General features: G+C 57.3%; 18 protein-coding genes. 8 read left to right on the top strand and 10 right to left on the bottom strand.

Annotated elements, in window-relative coordinates; translation table 11 throughout:
* Positions 1–255: 255 nt before the first annotated feature.
* Together FCN45_RS08005 and fumA are read left to right on the top strand one after the other, a co-directional pair.
* Entirely contained in the window at positions 256–1,770 is a 1,515-nt protein-coding gene (locus FCN45_RS08005) for an anion permease (RefSeq protein ID WP_137385596.1), read from the top strand.
* A gap of 164 nt (positions 1,771–1,934) precedes the next feature.
* The gene (gene fumA / locus FCN45_RS08000; protein WP_137385595.1) at positions 1,935–3,578 is read left to right on the top strand and encodes a class I fumarate hydratase FumA; all 1,644 of its coding nucleotides are present in this window, start codon (positions 1,935–1,937) and stop codon (positions 3,576–3,578) included.
* 101 nt (positions 3,579–3,679) lie between these two features.
* Here fumA and FCN45_RS07995 read toward each other — a convergent pair whose 3' ends face one another.
* Positions 3,680–3,892 (bottom strand): hypothetical protein, encoded by a 213-nt coding sequence (locus FCN45_RS07995; RefSeq protein WP_110865967.1) that lies wholly within the window; start codon positions 3,890–3,892, stop codon positions 3,680–3,682.
* A 173-nt stretch (positions 3,893–4,065) separates the two neighbouring features.
* Positions 4,066–5,586: an aldehyde dehydrogenase family protein gene (locus FCN45_RS07990; RefSeq protein ID WP_137385594.1), complete on the bottom strand. Its 1,521-nt coding sequence runs from the start codon at positions 5,584–5,586 to the stop codon at positions 4,066–4,068.
* Positions 5,587–5,824: 238 nt separating this feature from the next.
* Here FCN45_RS07990 and FCN45_RS07985 point away from each other — a divergent pair, with 238 nt between their 5' ends.
* Positions 5,825–6,388, top strand: a complete 564-nt coding sequence (locus FCN45_RS07985) for a class I SAM-dependent methyltransferase (protein WP_137385593.1) — start codon at positions 5,825–5,827, stop codon at positions 6,386–6,388.
* On the opposite strand, the gene FCN45_RS07980 is transcribed toward FCN45_RS07985, so the two are convergent.
* Entirely contained in the window at positions 6,376–7,101 is a 726-nt protein-coding gene (locus tag FCN45_RS07980; protein ID WP_137385592.1) for a glutamine amidotransferase, read from the bottom strand. The two genes, FCN45_RS07985 and FCN45_RS07980, sit on opposite strands and share 13 nt — an antisense overlap.
* A 189-nt stretch (positions 7,102–7,290) precedes the next feature.
* Between FCN45_RS07980 and FCN45_RS07975 the strand changes: the two genes are divergently transcribed.
* Together FCN45_RS07975 and FCN45_RS07970 are read left to right on the top strand one after the other, a co-directional pair.
* A complete protein-coding gene (locus tag FCN45_RS07975; RefSeq protein WP_101760776.1) occupies positions 7,291–8,175 on the top strand; it encodes a DMT family transporter in 885 nt (294 codons plus the stop codon).
* 46 nt (positions 8,176–8,221) lie between these two features.
* Complete coding sequence (locus FCN45_RS07970) at positions 8,222–9,583, top strand: CoA transferase (protein ID WP_137385591.1); 1,362 nt, start codon at positions 8,222–8,224, stop codon at positions 9,581–9,583.
* 3 nt (positions 9,584–9,586) lie between these two features.
* Here FCN45_RS07970 and FCN45_RS07965 read toward each other — a convergent pair whose 3' ends face one another.
* From FCN45_RS07965 to ghrA, 3 genes are read right to left on the bottom strand one after another with little or no spacing between them, the layout of a single operon-like run.
* Positions 9,587–10,147 (bottom strand): molecular chaperone, encoded by a 561-nt coding sequence (locus FCN45_RS07965; RefSeq protein WP_137385590.1) that lies wholly within the window; start codon positions 10,145–10,147, stop codon positions 9,587–9,589.
* 27 nt (positions 10,148–10,174) lie between these two features.
* Positions 10,175–10,912, bottom strand: coding sequence for a phosphatase (locus FCN45_RS07960; RefSeq protein ID WP_137385589.1), 738 nt, complete (start codon positions 10,910–10,912; stop codon positions 10,175–10,177).
* Positions 10,913–10,936: 24 nt separating this feature from the next.
* Positions 10,937–11,875: a glyoxylate/hydroxypyruvate reductase GhrA gene (gene ghrA, locus FCN45_RS07955; protein WP_137385588.1), complete on the bottom strand. Its 939-nt coding sequence runs from the start codon at positions 11,873–11,875 to the stop codon at positions 10,937–10,939.
* Between the two features lie 207 nt (positions 11,876–12,082).
* Between ghrA and treA the strand changes: the two genes are divergently transcribed.
* Together treA and FCN45_RS07945 are read left to right on the top strand one after the other, a co-directional pair.
* A complete protein-coding gene (gene treA, locus FCN45_RS07950; RefSeq protein WP_101760781.1) occupies positions 12,083–13,762 on the top strand; it encodes an alpha,alpha-trehalase TreA in 1,680 nt (559 codons plus the stop codon).
* A 262-nt stretch (positions 13,763–14,024) separates the two neighbouring features.
* Positions 14,025–16,124 carry a TonB-dependent siderophore receptor gene (locus tag FCN45_RS07945; RefSeq protein ID WP_137385587.1) on the top strand — a complete coding sequence of 700 codons (2,100 nt, stop codon included), beginning with the start codon at positions 14,025–14,027 and terminating at the stop codon, positions 16,122–16,124.
* A gap of 63 nt (positions 16,125–16,187) precedes the next feature.
* Here FCN45_RS07945 and FCN45_RS07940 read toward each other — a convergent pair whose 3' ends face one another.
* Positions 16,188–16,436 carry a GlsB/YeaQ/YmgE family stress response membrane protein gene (locus FCN45_RS07940; protein ID WP_008102737.1) on the bottom strand — a complete coding sequence of 83 codons (249 nt, stop codon included), beginning with the start codon at positions 16,434–16,436 and terminating at the stop codon, positions 16,188–16,190.
* A 186-nt stretch (positions 16,437–16,622) separates the two neighbouring features.
* Between FCN45_RS07940 and FCN45_RS07935 the strand changes: the two genes are divergently transcribed.
* Positions 16,623–17,357, top strand: coding sequence for a flagellar brake protein (locus FCN45_RS07935; RefSeq protein ID WP_101760783.1), 735 nt, complete (start codon positions 16,623–16,625; stop codon positions 17,355–17,357).
* Between the two features lie 128 nt (positions 17,358–17,485).
* Here FCN45_RS07935 and FCN45_RS07930 read toward each other — a convergent pair whose 3' ends face one another.
* The 3 genes from FCN45_RS07930 to FCN45_RS07920 are packed head-to-tail and all read right to left on the bottom strand — an operon-like array spanning position 17,486 to position 20,746.
* A complete protein-coding gene (locus tag FCN45_RS07930; protein WP_101760784.1) occupies positions 17,486–18,973 on the bottom strand; it encodes an FGGY family carbohydrate kinase in 1,488 nt (495 codons plus the stop codon).
* A 2-nt stretch (positions 18,974–18,975) separates the two neighbouring features.
* Complete coding sequence (locus FCN45_RS07925) at positions 18,976–19,920, bottom strand: transketolase family protein (protein ID WP_101760785.1); 945 nt, start codon at positions 19,918–19,920, stop codon at positions 18,976–18,978.
* Positions 19,913–20,746, bottom strand: coding sequence for a transketolase (locus tag FCN45_RS07920; protein WP_137385586.1), 834 nt, complete (start codon positions 20,744–20,746; stop codon positions 19,913–19,915). Before FCN45_RS07920 ends, FCN45_RS07925 begins: the two co-directional genes overlap by 8 nt.

The raw sequence follows: 20,746 nt of genomic DNA, 5'->3' as shown, positions 1-20,746 counted from the left end.
GTTAATTAAGGCGCACAGGTTTAAAGCAAAAAAATCACCAATAAATTTTATTGATCTAGATCAAAATAGATATTTTAATTAATCGCATCATAAGCGCATACATTAGATAATTCGCGCATCGAATTTTGTAAATGGCGATTTATTAAGACTCAGTTTTAAATGTCACGACTAATCTGTTAAAAGGGTTTTGTAACTAAAAAAACCAGCTTGGTTCGGGGCGTATATCCGCATTCTCCATAACTTGCAGACAAAACTATGAACACACAAACAACCCAGAGTGAATCCCTCACCGCGCCTCCCGCGGCACCAGGGAAAAAAAAGAACCGCCTGATAATGTTGTGCCTGCCAATTATTGTGGCTGTGCTGTTGCTGCTGGTGCCGACTCCTGCGGGATTGGAACCTTACGCCTGGCACTTCTTCGCCATTTTTGTCGGGGTTATTGTGGGACTGATTTTCGAGCCGCTGCCGGGTGCCGTTATCGGGTTAACCGGCGTGGTGGTGATTGCGCTGTTCAGTCAGTGGGTGCTGTTTAGCCCGGCAGAACTGGCGGATCCCAAGTTCAAAACCGCGGCGCAGTCGTTCAAATGGGCGGTGAGTGGCTTCGGCAACTCCACGGTCTGGCTGATCTTCGGTGCCTTCATGTTCGCCGCAGGCTACGATAAAACCCAGTTCGGTCGCCGCCTGGCGCTGATTCTGGTGAAATATCTGGGCCGTCGTAGCCTGACGCTGGGTTACGCCATTACCTTCGCTGACCTGTTGCTGGCGCCGTTTACGCCATCCAACACCGCGCGCAGCGGCGGTACCATCTATCCCATTATTGCTAACCTGCCGCCGCTCTATGGTTCAAAACCGAACGATCCTAGCGCACGTAAGATTGGTTCATACCTGATGTGGGTTGCCATCACCGCCGCCTGTATCACCAGTTCGATGTTCCTTTCTGCGCTGGCACCAAACCTGCTGGCGCTGGCGCTGGTAAAAAGCGTGGTGGGCTTTGATATCTCATGGGGCATGTGGTTCCTTGCCTTCCTGCCGCTGGGCGTGCTGCTGATTCTCACCATGCCGCTGCTGGCTTACTGGCTCTATCCGCCAGAAGTGAAAGTGAACGATGAAGTACCGCGCTGGGCCACCGCTGAGCTGGCCAAACTCGGTAAACTGAAACGTAACGAAATCCTGCTGCTGGGCTTCGTGGTTGCGGCGCTGATGATGTGGATCTTCGCCACCGCCTGGATTGAGCCCGCAATGGCCGCACTGTTAGTCATCGTGCTGATGCTGTGGACCGGCGTACTCAACTGGAATGACATCACCAGCAATAAAGCCGCCTGGAACACCTTCGCCTGGTTCGCCACGCTGGTCGCGCTGGCGGATGGTTTAGCGCGCGTTGGCTTCATCGCGTGGCTGGGTAAAGAAGGCGCAATGCTGTTGCAAGGCTATGACCCGCAGGTTTCTGCCGTCGTCCTTCTGGTCGCCTTCTACCTGCTGCATTACCTGTTCGCCAGTACCACCGCGCACACCACCGCGCTGCTGCCCGCGATGCTGACCATCGCCGCATCCATTCCGGGCATCAACATGCCGGTGTTCTGCCTGATGATGTGTGTTTCTCTGGGTGTGATGGGCATTATCACCCCGTACGGCACCGGCCCAAGCCCGATTTATTACGGTAGCGGCTATCTGCCAACCAAAGATTACTGGCGCCTGGGCACCATCTTCGGCGCGCTGTTCCTGGTTCTTCTGATGGTTGTCGCCTATCCATGGATGGTGATGATGTTCTGATGATGTTGCTTCGATGTTAAAAACGGAGCCGCGCATTACCGTGAAAATGTTATGATACTCGCCAGTCAGCCCCTGCGGAGGGCTGGCGAGAGAAAATCGAATAACAAACTGCCTAATTTGTCGCCCGTCATGCTGGCGGGCCACACGAAGCTAAGTGAGCCAACATGTCGAACAAACCCTTCTATTATCAGGATCCCTTTCCTCTCGCCAAAGATGATACCGAATACTATCTGCTGAGCCGCGATTACGTCTCGGTGGCCAACTTCGATGGCGAAGAAGTCCTGAAAGTCGATCCCAAAGCGCTGACGCTGCTGGCGAAGCAGGCATTCCACGATGCTTCCTTCATGCTGCGCGCCTCGCATCAGGCGCAGGTCGCGTCCATTCTTGCCGACGATGAAGCCAGCAAGAACGACAAATACGTCGCCCTGCAGTTCCTGCGCAACTCCGAAATTGCCGCCAAAGGCGTGCTGCCAACCTGTCAGGATACTGGCACCGCCATCATCATGGGCAAAAAAGGCCAGCGTGTCTGGACCGGTGGCGGCGATGAAGCCGCACTGTCGCAAGGCGTCTACAACACCTTTATTGAAGATAACCTGCGCTATTCACAGAATGCCGCGCTGGATATGTATAAAGAGGTGAATACCGGCACCAACCTGCCGGCGCAGATCGACCTCTACAGCGTTGATGGCGACGAATACAAATTCCTGTGCATCGCTAAAGGTGGCGGTTCCGCCAACAAAACCTATCTGTATCAGGAAACCAAAGCGCTGATTACGCCCGCCAAATTGAAGAACTACCTGATCGATAAAATGATGTCGCTGGGTACCGCGGCCTGTCCGCCGTACCATATCGCGTTTGTGATTGGCGGGACTTCAGCCGAAGCTACGCTGAAAACCGTCAAACTGGCCTCAACCCACTATTACGATTCGCTGCCGACTGAAGGCAACGAGCATGGTCAGGCGTTCCGCGACATTCAGCTGGAAGAAGAACTGCTGAAAGCCTCGCAGGAGCTGGGCCTCGGCGCGCAGTTCGGCGGTAAATATTTTGCGCATGATATCCGCGTGGTGCGTCTGCCGCGTCACGGCGCATCCTGCCCGGTGGGTATGGGCGTGTCATGTTCCGCAGACCGAAATATCAAGGCCAAGATCAACCGTGAAGGCATCTGGATTGAGAAGTTGGAAGACAATCCAGGCCGCTATATTCCGGAAGCGCTGCGTCAGCAGGGTGAAGGCGAAGTGGTGCATGTCGATCTCAACCAGCCGATGAGCGAAATTCTGGCGCTGCTGTCGGCTTATCCGGTCTCAACCCGCTTGTCGCTTAACGGCACCATTATCGTGGCGCGCGACATTGCGCACGCCAAGCTGAAAGAGCGCATCGATAACGGCGAAGGCCTGCCGCAGTATATCAAGGACCATCCGGTCTATTACGCGGGTCCAGCGAAGACGCCAGAAGGTTATGCCTCCGGTTCACTCGGCCCAACCACTGCAGGTCGTATGGATTCCTATGTTGATCTGCTGCAGGCCAATGGCGGCAGCATGGTGATGCTGGCGAAGGGCAACCGTAGCAAACAGGTTACCGATGCGTGTCAAAAACACGGCGGCTTCTACCTGGGCAGCATCGGCGGCCCGGCTGCGGTGCTGGCACAGCAGAGCATTAAGAGTCTGGAATGCGTGGAGTATGCCGAACTCGGCATGGAAGCGATCTGGAAGATTGAAGTGGAAAACTTCCCGGCATTCATTTTGGTGGATGACAAAGGAAACGACTTCTTCCAGCAGATTCACAATAACTGTGCCGCCTGCGTGAAGTAATCTGCGCATCGCACCACAAAAAAGCCGTTATCTTGTGATAGCGGCTTTTTTATTGCGATATTTCTGACGAATTGATCATCGAATGAGGCAAAACAGAAAGGTTAAAAACGGAATTGGCTCTCCAGTTGACGCAATGTTTCCATGCGCTGTGCCGTGGCGATTTCGCGCGCTTTCACTTCCAGCAGCAGGTCGGCATCGTTCTGGCCAATCACATACACCGCCTGACGCCCAGGCAGGTTAACGGTAATAATATTTTGCTCCACACCGTCCAGCATCTCATCATGCTGTTCCAGGTAGTTATACAACGTGTTCATGAAATCTCCTTGAAAATAGGTGGGCTATTCTGCCCAATCGCCTCCTTTAAACACACAAGACCTGGCTTAAAGATGCCACCTTGATCAGAAAATTCTGGCGAAGTGAATATCCTGCAGCGGCAAGATGACGAAGAGATGAAAAGGCAGCGAGATTGCCCCGCCGCCGTATTCAATCAGAAGAAACCCAGCGGTTGCGTGCTGTAACTCACCAGCAGGTTTTTCGTTTGCTGATAATGATCGAGCATCATTTTGTGGGTTTCGCGACCAATACCCGATTTCTTATAGCCGCCAAACGCTGCGTGCGCCGGATAGAGGTGATAACAGTTAGTCCACACGCGACCGGCTTTGATGGCGCGGCCCATGCGATAGGCGCGATTGATGTCGCGCGTCCAGACGCCCGCGCCAAGTCCGTAAATCGAATCATTGGCGATTGCCAGCGCTTCCGCTTCATCTTTGAAGGTCAGCACACCAACCACCGGGCCGAATATCTCCTCCTGGAACACGCGCATGCTGTTATCGCCTTTCAACAGCGTCGGCTGAATGTAGTAGCCGCTGGCAAACTCTTCGCCCACTTTCTCTACGCCGCCGCCGTGCAGCACCTGCGCGCCCTCTTGCTGCGCAATTTCCAGATAAGAGAGGATTTTGTCGAACTGCTGCTGCGACGCCTGCGCGCCAATCATGGTTTCGGTATCCAGCGGATCGCCTCGTTTAATGGTTTTGATGCGCTTCATCACCGCCGCCATAAACGGCTCAAAGATCGATTCCTGCACTAGCGCGCGCGACGGACAGGTACAAACTTCACCCTGATTAAGGAAGCCCAGCACCACGCCTTCTGCCGCTTTCTCAATGAAACTCTCTTCGGCATCCATGATGTCTTCAAAGAAGATGTTCGGTGACTTGCCGCCCAGTTCAACGGTGAACGGGATCAGGCTTTTCGCCGCCAGCTCCAGAATATGGCCGCCAGTGGCAGTGGATCCGGTGAAGGCGATTTTGGCGATGCCCGGATGGGATGCCAGCGCTTCGCCTGCCTCTTTGCCGTAACCATGTACCACGTTGATCACACCCGGCGGCAGCAGATCTTTGATCACGTCCATAAACAGCGTAATCGACAGCGGCGTTTGCTCGGCCGGTTTCAACACCACGCAGTTACCTGCGCCGAGCGCCGGCGCCAGTTTCCATGCCGCCATCAGCAGCGGGAAGTTCCACGGAATGATTTGCCCGACCACGCCCAGCGGTTCGTGGAAGTGATAGGCGGCGGTGAACTCATCGATTTCAGCGGCGGTGCCTTCCTGCGCACGCACGCAGCCAGCGAAATAGCGGAAGTGATCGACCGCCAGCGGCAGATCCGCCGCCAGCGTTTCACGCACCGGCTTACCGTTATCCCAGGTTTCGTTGACCGCGATATATTCCAGATTCTCTTCCAGCCGATCGGCAATTTTCAGCAGCACCAGCGAGCGTGCCTGCGGCGAGGTTTTGCCCCACGCATCGGCAGCGGCATGGGCGGCAGCCACGGCGTTATCGATATCGGCGCGGTCTGAACGGGGAAATTCGCCAATGGTAGAAGCATTGATCGGTGAAGTGTTGACGAAGTAGTTACCGTTCACCGGCGCAACAAATTCGCCGTTGATAAAGTTGCCATAACGCGATTGCAGAGTAATGAGAGAACCTTGTTCTCCCGGAGCAGCGTAACGCATGGTGTTTCTCCTTGCGGGACAGAGTGGCGATTAACAACTATGAAACCTGTTATTAACATTGGGCGATCCACGCCAGCCTGTCAGATCGTAAAAGGGGAAACTGTGACCGCACCGAAGGAAATGTGGCGTGCGCAGGCCGCTACAGATAATTCCGAGTTTTCCCGCTTATGCCGCAAAAAGCGGAACATGGGCGAAATATGTGGTCAATATGAAGCAGGATACTAACCAGGAGAAACAGATGTTGGCTTCAGCCCTGACGTTAATGCGCGCCAAAGCGAACTTTGTTCAGCAATTTATCCGCAACCCGCGCAAAATGGGCAGCATCACGCCCTCTTCCGCCGCGCTCTGCCGCACCATGTGCGATGCGGTGAACTGGGATAACAGCCTGCGTATCGCCGAACTGGGCGCCGGTGATGGCGTGCTCACACGCCACGTGCTGGCGCGCATGTCACCGCAAGCACAGCTTGATGTGTTCGAAATCTGCCCGGAACTGGTGAAAAGCCTGCGTGGATTGCCTGATGCGCGCATGCAGGTACGCGCCTGTTCGGCGGAATATCTCGCCGGGGAATATGATGTGATTTTTTCTGGCCTGCCGCTGCTGTCATTACCGCCCGCCACGCGCGATAACATCCTCAGTGCGGTGCATGATGCGCTGGGTCCACGCGGCGTATTCGTGCAGTTTCAATACACCTCGTTCACCCAGCCAAATTTGTCACGCTACTTCACCTGGGAACGCCAGCGGGTGCTGAAAAATATGCCACCTGCATGGGTTTATCGCTGCACGCGCAACTACGCGCCCTGAGCCTGCACGCGCGGCTGCGGCCGCGATTGTAGCCAGAAGCTGCGCAACAGTTCGCGCGACCAATCTTCGCCTGAAAGAACCGTGCCATCGTCACTGACGCCCGCCGGTAAACAGGCGGTCATAATCTCGCGGGTAAATTCCGGATGGAACTGCACCGACAGCGCCTGCGGCGAATAACGCAAAATCTGACAACCATCCTGCGCCGAGCTCGCCAGCACCTGCGCATGCTGCGGCGGCGTTAACACCGATTGCCGATGTGACAACCACGCCTGAAACTCGCCCGGTAGATCGGCCAGCCAGGGATCATTGTGCGCCTGCGCATTGCGCGTCAGCGGTTTCAGTCCACGCTCCCAGCCGTGCGGGTTATCACCCACTTTGCCACCCAGCGCATACGCCATCAGTTGATGCCCGTAACAGACGCCCAGCAGCGGCAGCTCCGCCTCCAGCGCGCCACGAATCCAGGCGGCGGTGCGTTCGCTCCAGTCAGCGTGATCGGTGACCATCGCCCAGGAACCGCTGAGGATCGCGCCACTGACGCGGTCAAAGGCCGGTAAATCATCGCCCAGATGCGGACGCACAATCACATAGTCATCGGGCTGCAATTGCAGCGCGTCGATAAACCAGCGGGGTTGTTCACCAATTTGCGCCACAACCTGCGGCGGCGGGACTTCGAGTTGAATCAGAGCAAGAGGTAAAGCGCGGGTGTGTGTCATGCCGAATACGGTCCTCGTTATGGTCGCCTTTCGGACATCCACTTTGACAGTAAATCAGCGACATGTCTTATTTTTTCCTGCATAAGCTAATGCTTAAGCGAAAAAAATGTTGCCCGAAATGCCCGAAGTCCGCACCTTCATGCCATCATTAGCCGGTGATCATCTTTGTACAGCGTGAAGGAAGACCTCGTGGCAGTGCGGCATTTTTTAATGGTTCTGATGGTGGTTTCCATCTGGGCTTTCAACAACGTGGCGGTGAAGTGGGGATTACTGGAACTTCCGCCGCTGTTTCTCACCTGGATGCGCTTTGTGGTGGTAGCGATTGTGCTGGTGCCATTCTGCCGCATTACGCGCGCGCAACTGCCGTGGCTGCTGACGCTGGCATTCACCTTCGGTTTTATGCACTTCTCGCTGCTGTTTGTCGGCATGCGCTACACCGATGCCGGCACCGGCGCCATCGTGGTTCAGCTCGGTACGCCGATTGCCATGCTGCTGGCGATGGTGATTCTCAAAGAGAAATTGCGGCTGGTGCAGCTGTTTGGTATCGCCATTTCGCTGAGCGGCGTGGCGGTGCTGTCGGGCAGTCCGACCATTCCGGCCTGGTGGGTGCTGTGTATTCTGTTGTGCAGCGCGTTTGGCTGGGCGATCAGCAATATGATTGTGAAAAAATCGCCGCCGATACAACCGCTGACGCTCACCGGCTGGATCTCCTTCCTTGCGGTGCCGATTGTCGGTGCCGCTTCGTGGCTGACCGAATCCCATCAGTTTTACGCGCTGAGCCACGCCGGCTGGCGCGGCTGGTTTGGCATTCTGTATAGCGCGCTCGCCTCGTCGATTGTCGCCTATACGCTGTGGTACGCGCTGCTGAAGAAATACAACGTCAACCTGATCATGCCCTATTCGCTGCTGACGCCGGTGCTGGCGGTGTTGATGGGCGTTTTCGTCTTGGGTGACAGCATGAACAGCTTTAAGATCCTCGGTGCGTCACTGGTGGTGCTGGGCACCGCGATTGCGGTGATCAACCTGCGTAACCTGCGGATGCATGCGCGTTTTCCGCGCTTACGCCGCCGTTAATCCGCTCTGCTATGCTTGAGTCTCGCGCGTTTTCCGGAGACTCAACATGGATTCTCAACGTGCTGCCGCACTGTGGCAGCAAATGTGGCAGGGATTGCGAGGCGCAGACCCGCTTCCCTCGCCGACTTTTCTCCAGCCCGACACTTTTTCCTCTGCCTTTGCCGTCAGCGAATTGGCGGCCACCAGCATCGGCCTCGCCAGCCAGGCGCTAAGCGATCTGCTCGGCCAATCCGCGCCGGTCAGCGTTAATGTCCGTCTCGCCTCGCGTTGGTTTCAGCACAGCCTGATCCCGCTCAATCGACCGCCTGCTGCGCTGTGGGATGAATTCGCCGGTGATTACGCCAGCGCCGACGGCTGGATCCGCCTGCACACCAACGCGGCACATCATCGTGCGGCGATGGAGCGCGTGCTCGGCCAGCATGCCGATCGTGCCGCGCTGGCCGATGCGGTGGCCCGCTGGCCCGCCGCCACGCTGGAACAGGCGGTGATTGATGCCGGCGGCTGCGCCGCGCAGATGCGCAGCGAAGCGCAATGGCTGCAGCATCCGCAAGGCAGCGCCGTGCAGCAGGAAGCGCTGATTGCACAACAGGCCACCGACGCCGCTCCGCCGCCCGCCTGGTTACTGTCACCCGCGCGGCCGCTGCTCGGCGTGCGCGTACTGGATCTCACGCGCATCATTGCCGGACCGGTGGCGACGCGTTTTCTCGCCAGCCTCGGCGCGCAGGTGCTGCGCATCGATCCGCCCGACTGGAACGAACCCACGCTGGAAGAGGAGATCACCTGCGGTAAACGCTGTGCGCGGCTTGATATCAAATCCCGCGCCGGGCGCGAGCAGCTGCGCCAGCTGTTGCAGCACAGCGATGTGCTGGTACACGGTTATCGCGCTGATGCGCTGGAAAAACTCGGGCTGGATGCCGATACGCGCCGCCAACTCGCGCCGGGCCTGGTGGATGTCAGCCTCAATGCGTGGGGCTGGAGCGGGCCGTGGCGCAACCGGCGCGGCTTCGACAGTCTGGTACAGATGGGCTGCGGCATCGCCGAACAAGGCATGCGCTGGAGCGGCAATAATCAACCAACGCCGCTGCCGGTGCAGGCGCTCGATCACGCCACCGGTTATCTGATGGCCGCCGCGGTGCTGGAAGGTTTGCGTCAGCGCTTGACCAACGGCGTTGGCTGGCAGGCGCGCTTATCGCTGGCACGCACCGCGCGGCTGTTGCAGCAGTTCGGTGCCGCGCCGCAGAATGCGCAAAACGGTATCCACGCGCAGCACGATGACGCGCTGAGCGCGATAGAGATCAATCAGTGGGGAATTGCAGAGAGATTGCGTGCCGCAGCGTATTTGCCCGGCACGCCAATGATCTGCGCAACGCCAGGCGTGAAGCTCGGCAGCAGCGCAGCAAGCTGGTAACGATTACGCCTCGTCGCCCTGCTCTTCGTTCAGTTCGTCGTACATCGCCTGCATCGCCTCACGGCTCAGCACCGCCAGCGTGCGGTAAAATGCCGTGGTGGCATGCGCTTCCACTTTGCCGAGGAACGCGCCGCACCACGGCAGCAGATACTCATCAAACAGCGCCAGCTGCGCGGCAGATTCATCCTCTGCCGACTGATCTTCCAGCCAGGATGCCGCCAGCAGCAGCACGCCAAAGTGATCGGCGTGCGCTTCGCTCAGCGGCATGCCGCGCGCGCTGAGAAACGCACGCACGTCTGCTTCAGCAACACCGTTTGGCCACTGTGATGCGTACGGCGGCACGCTGCACTCGCTGCCGACAAACAGCGCATTGTAGTCAGCGGCTAGCGCCTGCGGATCGCTATTCTGCTGCAGGCGAGTCAACAGTTCGTCCTGCTCCAGCGGCCACTGCTGTTGCAGTTTACCTTCACGCAGCAGAGTGAACAGCGGCACCAGCAGCGGATCCTGCGGCTGGCGATTAAACAGCGAGCCGATGACGCGGCAGAGTATGGAAAACTCATTCATGCAACAGAATTCCTTGAGGTAAAAAAGTTAAAAATCAGCAAATTCGGGAATCGTTTTGCCGGTACGCAACGCGAGGAAGTCGAGCAGGCGACGCGGCGTGACATTTAACACGCGATCTTCGGGAAAATCCACTTCGCTGGTGATGCGCAGGCAGTGTTCGAAATTGCCCAGCGTAAACGCGGTATGCGAATCGGAACCAAACGCCAGACGTCCACCGGCATCACGCACCGCTTCGGCAATGGCGCGACAGTTCGGTTCGCTGCCCGGACGCGAATGGGTAAAGGAGGAGTTGTTGATCTCCAGCGCCACATCGTAATGCGCGGCGGCTTCGGCAATTGCGCGAATATCTACCGGGAACTTCGGGTTGCCCGGATGCGAAATGATATGCACCAAACCGCCCGCCATCGCCGCAATCATCGCTTCAGTGTGATGTGCTTTGTCACGCGGCGCATAAACCGGTTCGTGGAAGCCCGCGACGATCAGATCCAGCGCATCCAGCATCGGGCCGCTGCAATCGATCTCGCCCTGCTGATTTTTGATGTTGGCTTCGATACCGCGCAGCACGCCAACGCCATCAATCACGCGCGGCCAAATGCGCATGTTGACGAAGTGCCAATAGTGCGGCGCATCGGCCATATCCGGGCCGTGATCGGTAATCGCGAACAGCTTCAGGCCGTTCTGTTTCGCCTGCGCCACATAATCATGCAGCGTGCTATAAGCGTGCGTGCTGGCAACGGTGTGCATATGTAAATCAACGGGATACATCTTCATCTCCTGACCCAATGGGAATTAATAACCACGCTGGCGATCGACCAAACCACCCGGCTGTTGACCTTGCTCCAGAGCAAGTATGGCATCCGCAATGTAATCCATCGCCTCGCCTGGCAAGGTAATCGCCGCAGTATGTGGCGTGATTGTGACATGCGGATGAGACCACAACGGATGATCCTGCGGCAGCGGCTCGCGCTGGAACACATCCAGCGCGGCGGCGGCCAGCTGACCGCTGTTGAGCGCCGCCAGCAGATCGGCTTCTACCACATGAGCACCGCGCGCCAGGTTGAGGAAGCAGGCGCCGTGCGGCAATGCGTTAAGCAGTTGGCTATCAATCAGGTTGGTGGTTTCCGGCGTGGTCGGCAGCAGATCGATCAGCACCTGCGTGCCCGCCAGGAAAGCATTGAGCTGTTCGCGGCCATGGAAGCTTTGCACACCGTCGATCTGCTTCGGCGAACGGCTCCAGCTGCGTAACGGAAAGCCCCACTGACGCAAACTCTCCAGCACGCTACGGCCTAATACGCCCGCGCCGAGCACGCCAATGGTGAAGTTTCCGCGATCGAAACCGTCCAGCTCCTGCCAGCAAGCCTGCTGCTGCAGTTGACGATAGTCGGCAAAACGGCGGAACCAGCCCAGCACGCACCAGTTGGCGTACTCCTGCATCTGGCGCGCCATGCCGGTATCTTCCAGGCGGAATAACGGCACGGTGTCGGCCAGCATCTGTGGATTGTCACGCAGCTGTTTGAGGATCTCGTCGACGCCCGCGCCCATGGCAAACACACCTTTCAGCTGACGCCCCGCCAGCATCTCGACCGGCGGAGAACGCACTACCGCATAATCGGCCGGCGCGTTGTCGCCCGGCTGCCAGTCACGCACGCGCGCCTCCGGTAAACGCTGACGCAAACCCTCCAGCCAACCTTGCGGCGCCAGCGACGGGTGATACCAGATTATCTCCATACGACTCTCCTTTTTTTGCTTCAGCCTCAGGCAAATAGCCGTACAGGGCAAGCAAAAACCTTAGCCTTGAGGCAATTTCTCACGTGATTAATTCCGGGCGCTTCACATTTCCACCGCTGTGCGAGGCTAAGCGGCGCGATTACGACTAAAGTTGTTTGGGTGGTCAATGCGTTAGCACACCACCTTTTCGGACAAGGAGAAAAACCGATGATAAAAAATGCCGTATTCACGCCCGCGCGTCTGACCTTTTTACTTAGCGCCGCGTTGCTGGCCGGTGCCAGCGCCGCACACGCCGACGATCAAAGCCGCATGCTCAGCAACCAACCGCAGCCACCGGATGTGCGCCTGGGACCGTTGTTCAATGCGGTACAACAGGCTAAATTTTATCCGGATCAGAAAACCTTCGCCGATGCGGTGCCGAAATCCAATCCTTCGTCGATTCTGGCCGACTGGCAGATGCAAAAAAACCAGCGCAACTTCGATCTCAAGCATTTTGTCGACAGCAACTTCACGCTGCCTAAAGAGGGTGACAAATATGTGCCGCCCGCCGGGCAAAGCCTGCGTGAGCACATCAACGGTTTATGGCCGGTGCTGACGCGTACCGCGCAAAGTGCCAGTCAGTACGATTCGCTGCTGCCGCTGCCCAAACCTTACGTGGTGCCTGGCGGACGCTTCCGCGAGGTGTATTACTGGGACAGCTACTTCACCATGCTTGGCCTGGCGGAGAGCGGGCACTGGGATCGCGTGCAGGATATGGTGGATAACTTCGCCACCGAGCTGGACAAATATGGCCATATTCCCAACGGCAACCGCAGCTACTATCTCAGCCGCTCGCAGCCGCCGTTCTTCAGCTTGATGGTCGACCTGCTGGCAACGCACAAAGGCGACGACGTCTATCGCCAATATCTGCCGCAGCTGCAGAAAGAGTACGATTACTGGATGGCGGACAGCGACAAAGTGGCGGCCGGCCAGGCCAGCAAACGGGTGATTAAACTCAGCGACGGCACGCTGCTTAACCGTTACTGGGACGATCGCGATGCGCCGCGTACCGAATCCTGGCTCGATGACGTCAACACCGCGAATAAAGCGCCGGAGCGCAATAAGCAGCAGGTCTATCGCGATCTGCGTGCGGGCGCGGCTTCGGGCTGGGATTTCAGTTCGCGCTGGTTCACCGATGCGCACAATCTGGCGTCCATCCGTACCACGCAGCTGGCACCGGTTGATCTTAACAGCCTGATTTTCCACCTTGAACAAACATTGTCCAAAGCCGCCAAACTGGATAAGCAGGATGACAAAGCCAAACAGTTCGCGGCGGATGCTGAGAAACGTCAGGCGGCGATCAATCGCTACCTTTGGGATGACAAAAAAGGCTGGTACGCCGATTACGATTTCCAGAAGAAGCAGGTGCATTCACAGCTGACCGCTGCAACGCTATTCCCGCTCTATATGCAGCTCGCGAGCGATAAGCAAGCTGAACGCACCGCTTCCGCAGTTGAAAAACAACTGCTGAAACCCGGCGGACTGGTGACCACCACGGTGAATAACGGCCAGCAATGGGATGCACCAAACGGTTGGGCGCCGCTGCAATGGGTGGCGGTGGAAGGTCTGGAGCATTACAAGCAGCCGAAGTTGGCGCAACAGATTGGTCAGCGCTTCCTGCAGAACGTGCAGGCGACCTACGACAAGGAACATAAGCTGGTCGAGAAATACGTGGTTGAAGGCGCGCAGCTGGGCGGTGGTGGCGGCGGTGAATATCCGCTACAGGACGGCTTCGGCTGGACCAATGGCGTGACGCTGAAGCTGCTGGATAAATACTGCCCGAAAGACAAAACCTGTAATAACGCTGGCGATATTCCGAATATGCCGGTTTTAAGTAGCGCGAAGTAATTACCTCTATTCTGCCGGGCGAATAAGCCCGGCAACGGCACATTACTGTAGCGGCGCAATTTATTGCGCGACCCGAACCTGGGTAAGGTTTCGCCAGTGCAATGCGCGATAAATCGCGCCGCTACGGCTCGTGCCTGTCATCTGTGCATTTTCCTCACATTCCTCTAGCAACAAACTCACATCTTGAAACATCCACTACAAAAGATAATAATTCTCAATCTGATATCGATAGCTATTCCCATTAAAATAACAGGAACCTCTCATGACCTCGTTGTTTACCCTTAAACGTGGCCGCGTACTGTGCGCGCTTGCGCTGGCTTTACCCGCGGCAAGCTTCGCTGAAGAGTCGATTGTCGTGACAGCGCAACCGCAAGAGAGCGCCACCTCGCCGACGCAGGGCTATCTCGCCACGCGCAGCAGCGGTGCCAGCAAAAGCGATCAGCCGCTGATCACTACCCCGCAGTCAATTTCGGTGGTGACGCGTCAGCAGATGGAAGATCAGGGCGCGCAGGATCTCAATCAGGCGCTGGGTTACACGCCGGGCGTCTTCACCAACTTTGGCGGCGCGGCCACGCGTTATGACACCATCGCGCTGCGTGGTTTCCACGGCGGCGATGTCGATAACACCTTCCTCGATGGCCTGCGCGTGATGAGTGACGGCGGCAGCTTTAACATTCTGCAGGTGGATAACTGGTTCCTCGACCGCATCGATGTGATTAAAGGTCCCTCTTCCGCGCTCTACGGCCAAACGGTGCCGGGCGGATTGGTGAATATGGTGAGCAAGCGCCCGCAGTTTGCTGAAGAGGGCCACTTCCGCCTGGCGACCGGCACCAACGCCACCAATAACGCCGCCTTTGATTACACCAACGCCATCAACGATCAGTGGGCATTTCGCTTAACCGGCATTACGCGCAACAGCGATACCCAATACGATCACACCCGCGAAGAGAAATATGCGATTTCGCCACAGCTGATGTGGCAGCCAAGTGAAGATACCAACTTAGTGCTGCGCGCCTACCTGCAGAAAGATCCGTCCGGCGGCTATCACGGCTCGGTACCGGCGGAAGGCACGCTCTATAGCCATAATGGCCGCAAATTGAGCGACAGTTTCTATGAAGGTGACACTGCGCTCGATCAGTTCAAACGTCGCGAGCAGATTTACAGCTATGACTTCTCGCATCGCTTCAACGATGTGTGGTCGGTGTACTCCACCGGCAGCTACAGCCACTCCAATACCGAGCTCGATCAGGTTTATCAGATTGGCTGGAACGCAACGAATCCAGACCTGCTGAACCGCTACTACTCCGGTGAGCGTTCATCGCTGAGCGCGTGGGCCAACGACAACCGCTTGCAGGCTGATTTCGCTACCGGCGCGGTTCAGCATCGCGTGACGCTGGGCGCGGAATACCATCGCTATAAAAACGACATCACCGAAGCCAGCGGTGCCGCCAGCGCGCTGAATGCGTGGAACGGCGAAGAAGTGGGCATCATGCCGGACTTCGACTGGACATCGCAGACGCGCCGCTACTATCAAACCGGTTTGTATCTGCAGGATGAATTGCAGCTTGATCGCTGGCATCTGGATTTGTCGGGACGCTACGATCGCATCGTGTCGGAAAACGGCACCAGCCGTCGTCAGGACGATCACATCAGCGGCCGCGCTGCGCTGTTATATGCCTTCGAGAACGGCATCTCGCCTTATGTCAGCTGGAGCCAGGCAATAACGCCGGCTTCGTTGACCGATCCTTTCGGCAATCAGCTAAAACCGACTACGTCTGAGCAGTATGAAGCGGGCGTGAAATATCAGCCGCTGGGCACGCGCGATATGTACTCAATCGCGGTGTACGATTTGACCCAGGACGATGTCGCCAACCGTAACGTGCTGGACGGCACTTACACGCCGTCGGGCAAAGTGCATTCGCAGGGGATTGAACTTGAGGCGCGTAATCAGCTGACGTCGCGTTTTAGCACCATCGCCGGCTACACGCTAAATCATCTGCGCTTTAAAGATTCGGTGGACGGTAACGATGGACATACGCCGTATGTGACGCCGAACAGCATGGCATCGTTGTGGGGACATTATCAGTTTGACTACGGCTTGAGCGCCGGTGCGGGTGTGCGCTATATCGGTAAACAGTGGGCGGATAACGAGAACACCACGCGTCTGCCATCGGTAACGCTGTTTGATGCGTCGGTTCGCGCCGATCTTGGCGCATGGAACTCACAGCTGAAAGGCGCCTGGCTGCAGGTGAATGCCAACAACCTGACCGATAAGACGTATCTGGCCGCCTGTTACGGCACCGGTTACTGCTATCGCGGTGCCGAGCGCACGGTTATGGCCACGGTGGGCTACGACTTTTAATCAGGCATAAAAAAATCCGCCATCCTTATGCGAGATGGCGGATTTCATCAAATCCTGGCGCGATTAACTTCGCACTTTACGGTAGATCCACAGCACCACAATGGCACCAATCACTGCCACCACAAAGCTGCCAAAGTTGAAACCGTCAACTTTACCGAAACCAAACAGGGTACTGATCCAGCCACCGACAACCGCACCCACCACACCCAGAACCACGGTGATGATAAAGCCGCCGCCATCTTTACCCGGCATAATCCACTTAGCGATAATCCCGGCAATCAGACCAAAAATAATCCATGAAAGAATACCCATGTACTGCTCCTTACGTTATTAATCAATGTGTTCACCGCCTCTAGTATAGACGGGATTTTATGATCTGCATCCCAACTTGCCGCCGTAAATAGCCGTTAGCTGACTAAAGGTTAGCGCAGCGACGCCGATAACTGACGAACAGCATTGTCAGTCGTGAAAATAACAATCGGATAAGTGGAGCAGGACGTGGGAGAAGCCGATAAAGAACAATACCTCAAGCGAGGCACGTTAGCGGTTTTGGGCGTGATGAAGGACCTGTTGCGTTTTCAAACCCCGTTGATGGTGAATTTTTCGCGCGGTCAGTTTATCAGTCGCTTGCTGTCAGCCGATGAAGATCAGGTGATCTTTGACCTCGGCAGCAACGCGCTGGATAACGATTTAGCGCTGCAAGGTGGCGAAGTGAATATTGCCGCCGAAACGCACGGTGCCAAAGTCGAATTTGGCTTAACCGGTTTACAGCGGGTTGAATTCGAAGGCTTACCCGCTTTTGCTGCGTCGCTGCCGGAACTGGTGTGGCAGATTCAACGTCGTGAATTCTTTCGCGTCAATGCGCCGCTGGAACCGGTTTTTTATTGCCACAGCCAGTGGCCTGATGGGCGTACCGCGCGTTTCCGCCTGCAGGATCTGTCACTGGGCGGCGTCGGCGTGCTGCTGGACGAAGCGCTACCGGAAGGGCTCAATCGCGGCGATACCTTTAAAAACCTGCGCGTGGATTTAGCTGAGTATGGTCACTTTGAGGTGACAGCACAGCTGCTGCACATTGGTGAACGCACCGTAGTGACCAGCAAGAATGAAACCCGCGCCACACCGCGCCTCAGCTTCCGCTTTACCGCCATCGAACCGATTCAGGAACGCCAGCTACAGCAGGTGATTTTTGCGCTGGAACGTCTGGCGCGTGATAAAGCCAACCGTTTCCAGTAGCGCTGGACGTTTATCACCGTACAACATCGTAGCGGCACAATTGGTTGCGCTATGTGGCATGAGATACACGTCTAAAAAGCGCGATAAATCGCGCCGCTACGAAGCGTGCGCGATTTAAATAACGGTAATCAATGCGGCTGATAACGGCAACGCGCCACCGCATCCAGCCAGCCGTGATAATTCTCTTGCATGCTTTTCGCCTGATCCTCACGCGGCGTGATCACGCTACCGCCCTGTAACGCCTGCATCTCACTGCCCTGCTGCCACCAGCCTAAGGTGCGGCCCGCTAATAGCGCGGCGCCCAGCGCAGAAACTTCTGCCGTGGGTACGCGTTTCAGTGGCCGCTGCAAGACATCGGCCTGCATCTGCATCAACCAGCTATTTTCCGTGGCGCTGCCATCCACGCACAGCGCAGGAAGTTGCACGCCACTGGCCTGCTCCATGGCAAAAAACACATCGGCGATCTGGAAGGTGATCGACTCCAGCGCCACGCGCGCCAGCACCTCCGGCGTCGCCGCATCGGTCAAGCCACATACCATGCCGCGCGCTTTCAAATCCCACCAGGGCGCGCCAAGACCGGAAAGCGCCGGCACAAAATAGATGCCCTGATTGTGTTCGCTTTGCTGCGCCAGCGCAGTGAGTTCTCGCGGATCATGAATGCCCAGCATGCGGCCCAGCCACGCCGCGCCGGAACCGGTGTGGGTAATGTTGCCTTCAAAGGCATAGCGCAGCGTGCCGTCGTGCCACGCCACAGTGGTGCTGAGGCCATTTTCCGTCAGCAACGGCGTCGCCATCGACATCATCAGTGATGAACCGGTGCCGTAAGTGGCTTTCACCACCTCTTCGCTGCCGTTGCGCTGCGCTTGCAGCGCAGCGTGCGAATCGCCGATGCGTGACAAAATCGGCGTGCCGGGCGCTAAACCGGGAATATCGTTGCGTGTCACCACGCCTTGCGCGCTGGCCGAGGGCACAATCTGCGGCAGAGCCGCGCGGGGAATATGGAACAGCGCCAGCAATTCATCATCCCAGTCGCCGCTGTGCAGGTTGTAGAGTTGGGTGCGTGCCGCATTGGCATGATCGGTGACGAAGCTTTCGCCGCCGCTCAGCTGCCAGCTCAGCCAGCTATCCACGGTGCCGATACAGAGTTCACCGGCCTGCGCGCGCGCAAATCCATTCGGCAACGCAGCCAGCATGCCGGTAAGTTTACCGGCCGGGAACATCGGATCCACCGCCAACCCGGTGAGTCCGGTGATGCGCGGTGCTTTACCCGCCACGCGCAGATCGCGGCAAAACGCCTCCGAGCGGCGATCCTGCCAGCTGACCAACGGCGTCAACGGCTGACCGTTATGTCGCTGCCAGATCAGCACCGATTCGCGCTGGTTGCTGATCGCCACCGCCGCAACCTGCGCCCCCGCACACTGCGCCAGACAAGCGCTCACTGCCTGTTTCACCGCCTGCCATATCGCCAGCGGATCCTGCTCCGCCAGACCCGGCTGCGGATGTTCCAGCGTCAGCGGCTGACTGCCGCGTGCCACCACATTGCCGGCACGATCGACCGCAATCGCTTTCGCGTTGGTGGTGCCTTCATCAATTGCCAGTATCAACGAACCTGCCATCTTTACGCTCCTGCACAGATGCGCGCTGCACTCTTCACTACGCTGGCGGCATCAATACCATGTCGGGCACGGGTGGAGGCGCGATCGCCGGCAATCGCGTATTCGCCGTCGGGGATGCCCAAACGCAGTAGCGGGATGCCACAACCGCCTTCCGCCAGCACTTCTGCCACCAGGCTGCCGACGCCGCCGTTGACGTTGTGTTCTTCCACGGTAATGACCGCTGGATAGTGATTTAACAGCTCGCGCAGCTGTTGGGTATCACAAGGTCGAATCGATGGAATGCTGATCACACCTGCTGTAATGCCTTGCTCATGCAGTTGCTCGGCGGCGTGAACCACCTCGTGAACCGTCGAGCCCATCGCCACCAGCACAATGTCATGACCTTCACGTAACACGTCGATTTGGCCAGGACGGAATTGATAGTTTTCATCGTGCAGCTGCGGCAGATCTTTACCGTCCAGACGGATATACACCGGCCCGACATGCGCCAGCGCATACTCAATAATCTGGCGGCACTCCAGCGGGCAGGATGGCGCATAGATTTCGATGTTGCCGAAGCCGCGCATCACCGCAATGTCGTCGATGCTGTGATGGGTGCTGGCCAGTGGGCCGTAGCTGGCACCGGCATTCAGGCCAAACAGTTTAACGTTGGTGTTGTTGTAGCAGACGTCGACTTTAACCTGCTCATTGGCGCGGGAAACCAGGAACGGCGCGGCGTTGCAGGTCACGGCCACTTTGCCGCCAATTGCCAGACCGGCGGCGGTGCCCACCAGCGTTTGCTCCGCGATACCCACGTTGATCAGGCGATCGGGGAATGCTTTGATAAAGGGCGCAATTTTCGCGGTTGAGGTGGAATCGGCCACCACCGGCACTAAATCGACACCGCGATTAACCGCATCAATAAATGCCTCAACCATTACCGTCGCCAAATGTTTTGCATTACTCATCTTTTAATTCCTCCAGTGCCAACGCAATCTCTTCCCCTTTCGGCACACGGTGATGCCACTCCGGTTTGCCCTGAATAAAGGAGATGCCGAAGCCTTTTTCGGTATGCGCCACAATCACCTGTGGCTTGCCGCTGTTGCGCGGCAGGTTTTCGATGGCGTCCACCACCGCCGCCATGTCATTGCCGTTGCACTCGCTCACCTCCAGGCCAAAGGCGCACCATTTTTCCGGCAGCGGATCGGTATTCATGATGTCGCGCGTATGCCCCGCCAGCTGCAGCTTGTTCTTGTCATTGATGATCACCAGGTTATCGAGGCCGTAATGCGCCGCCACCAGCGCCGCTTCCCAGTTGCTGCCTTCCGCCAGCTCACCGTCACCGGTGACGACAAAAATGCGTCGGTCGCTGTTATCTTTCTTCGCCGCCAGCGCAATGCCGACCGCCACCGGTAAACCGTGACCCAGCGCGCCGGTGTTCAGCTCAACGCCCGGCGTTTTTTGCCGCACCGGATGGCCCGGCAGATGCGAATCGGAATGCTGATAAGTCGGCAGCCATTCGGTGGGGAAATAACCGGCTTCTGCCAGCACGCAGTAATAACCGCCCACCGCATGGCCTTTCGACTGGATATAGATGTCGCGCTGCGGATCGTTGGTGCGATCTGGCGCGCAGTTCAGGATGCGGAAATAGAGCGCGGTAAGGATCTCAACCTGTGAGAGATCGGCACCGGTGTGACCGCCCGCCGGGCTGCCCGCATTAAGCTGGATGATGCGGCGGCGCACGGCGCGCGCTTTCGCTGCCAGATCCGCTACCGAGTATTTGAAAGGATTCAT

This window comes from Pantoea sp. SO10, from assembly GCF_005281435.1.
GTDB classification, from domain to species: Bacteria; Pseudomonadota; Gammaproteobacteria; order Enterobacterales; family Enterobacteriaceae; genus Pantoea; species Pantoea leporis.
This window is presented reverse-complemented; position numbering and strand designations above follow the sequence as displayed.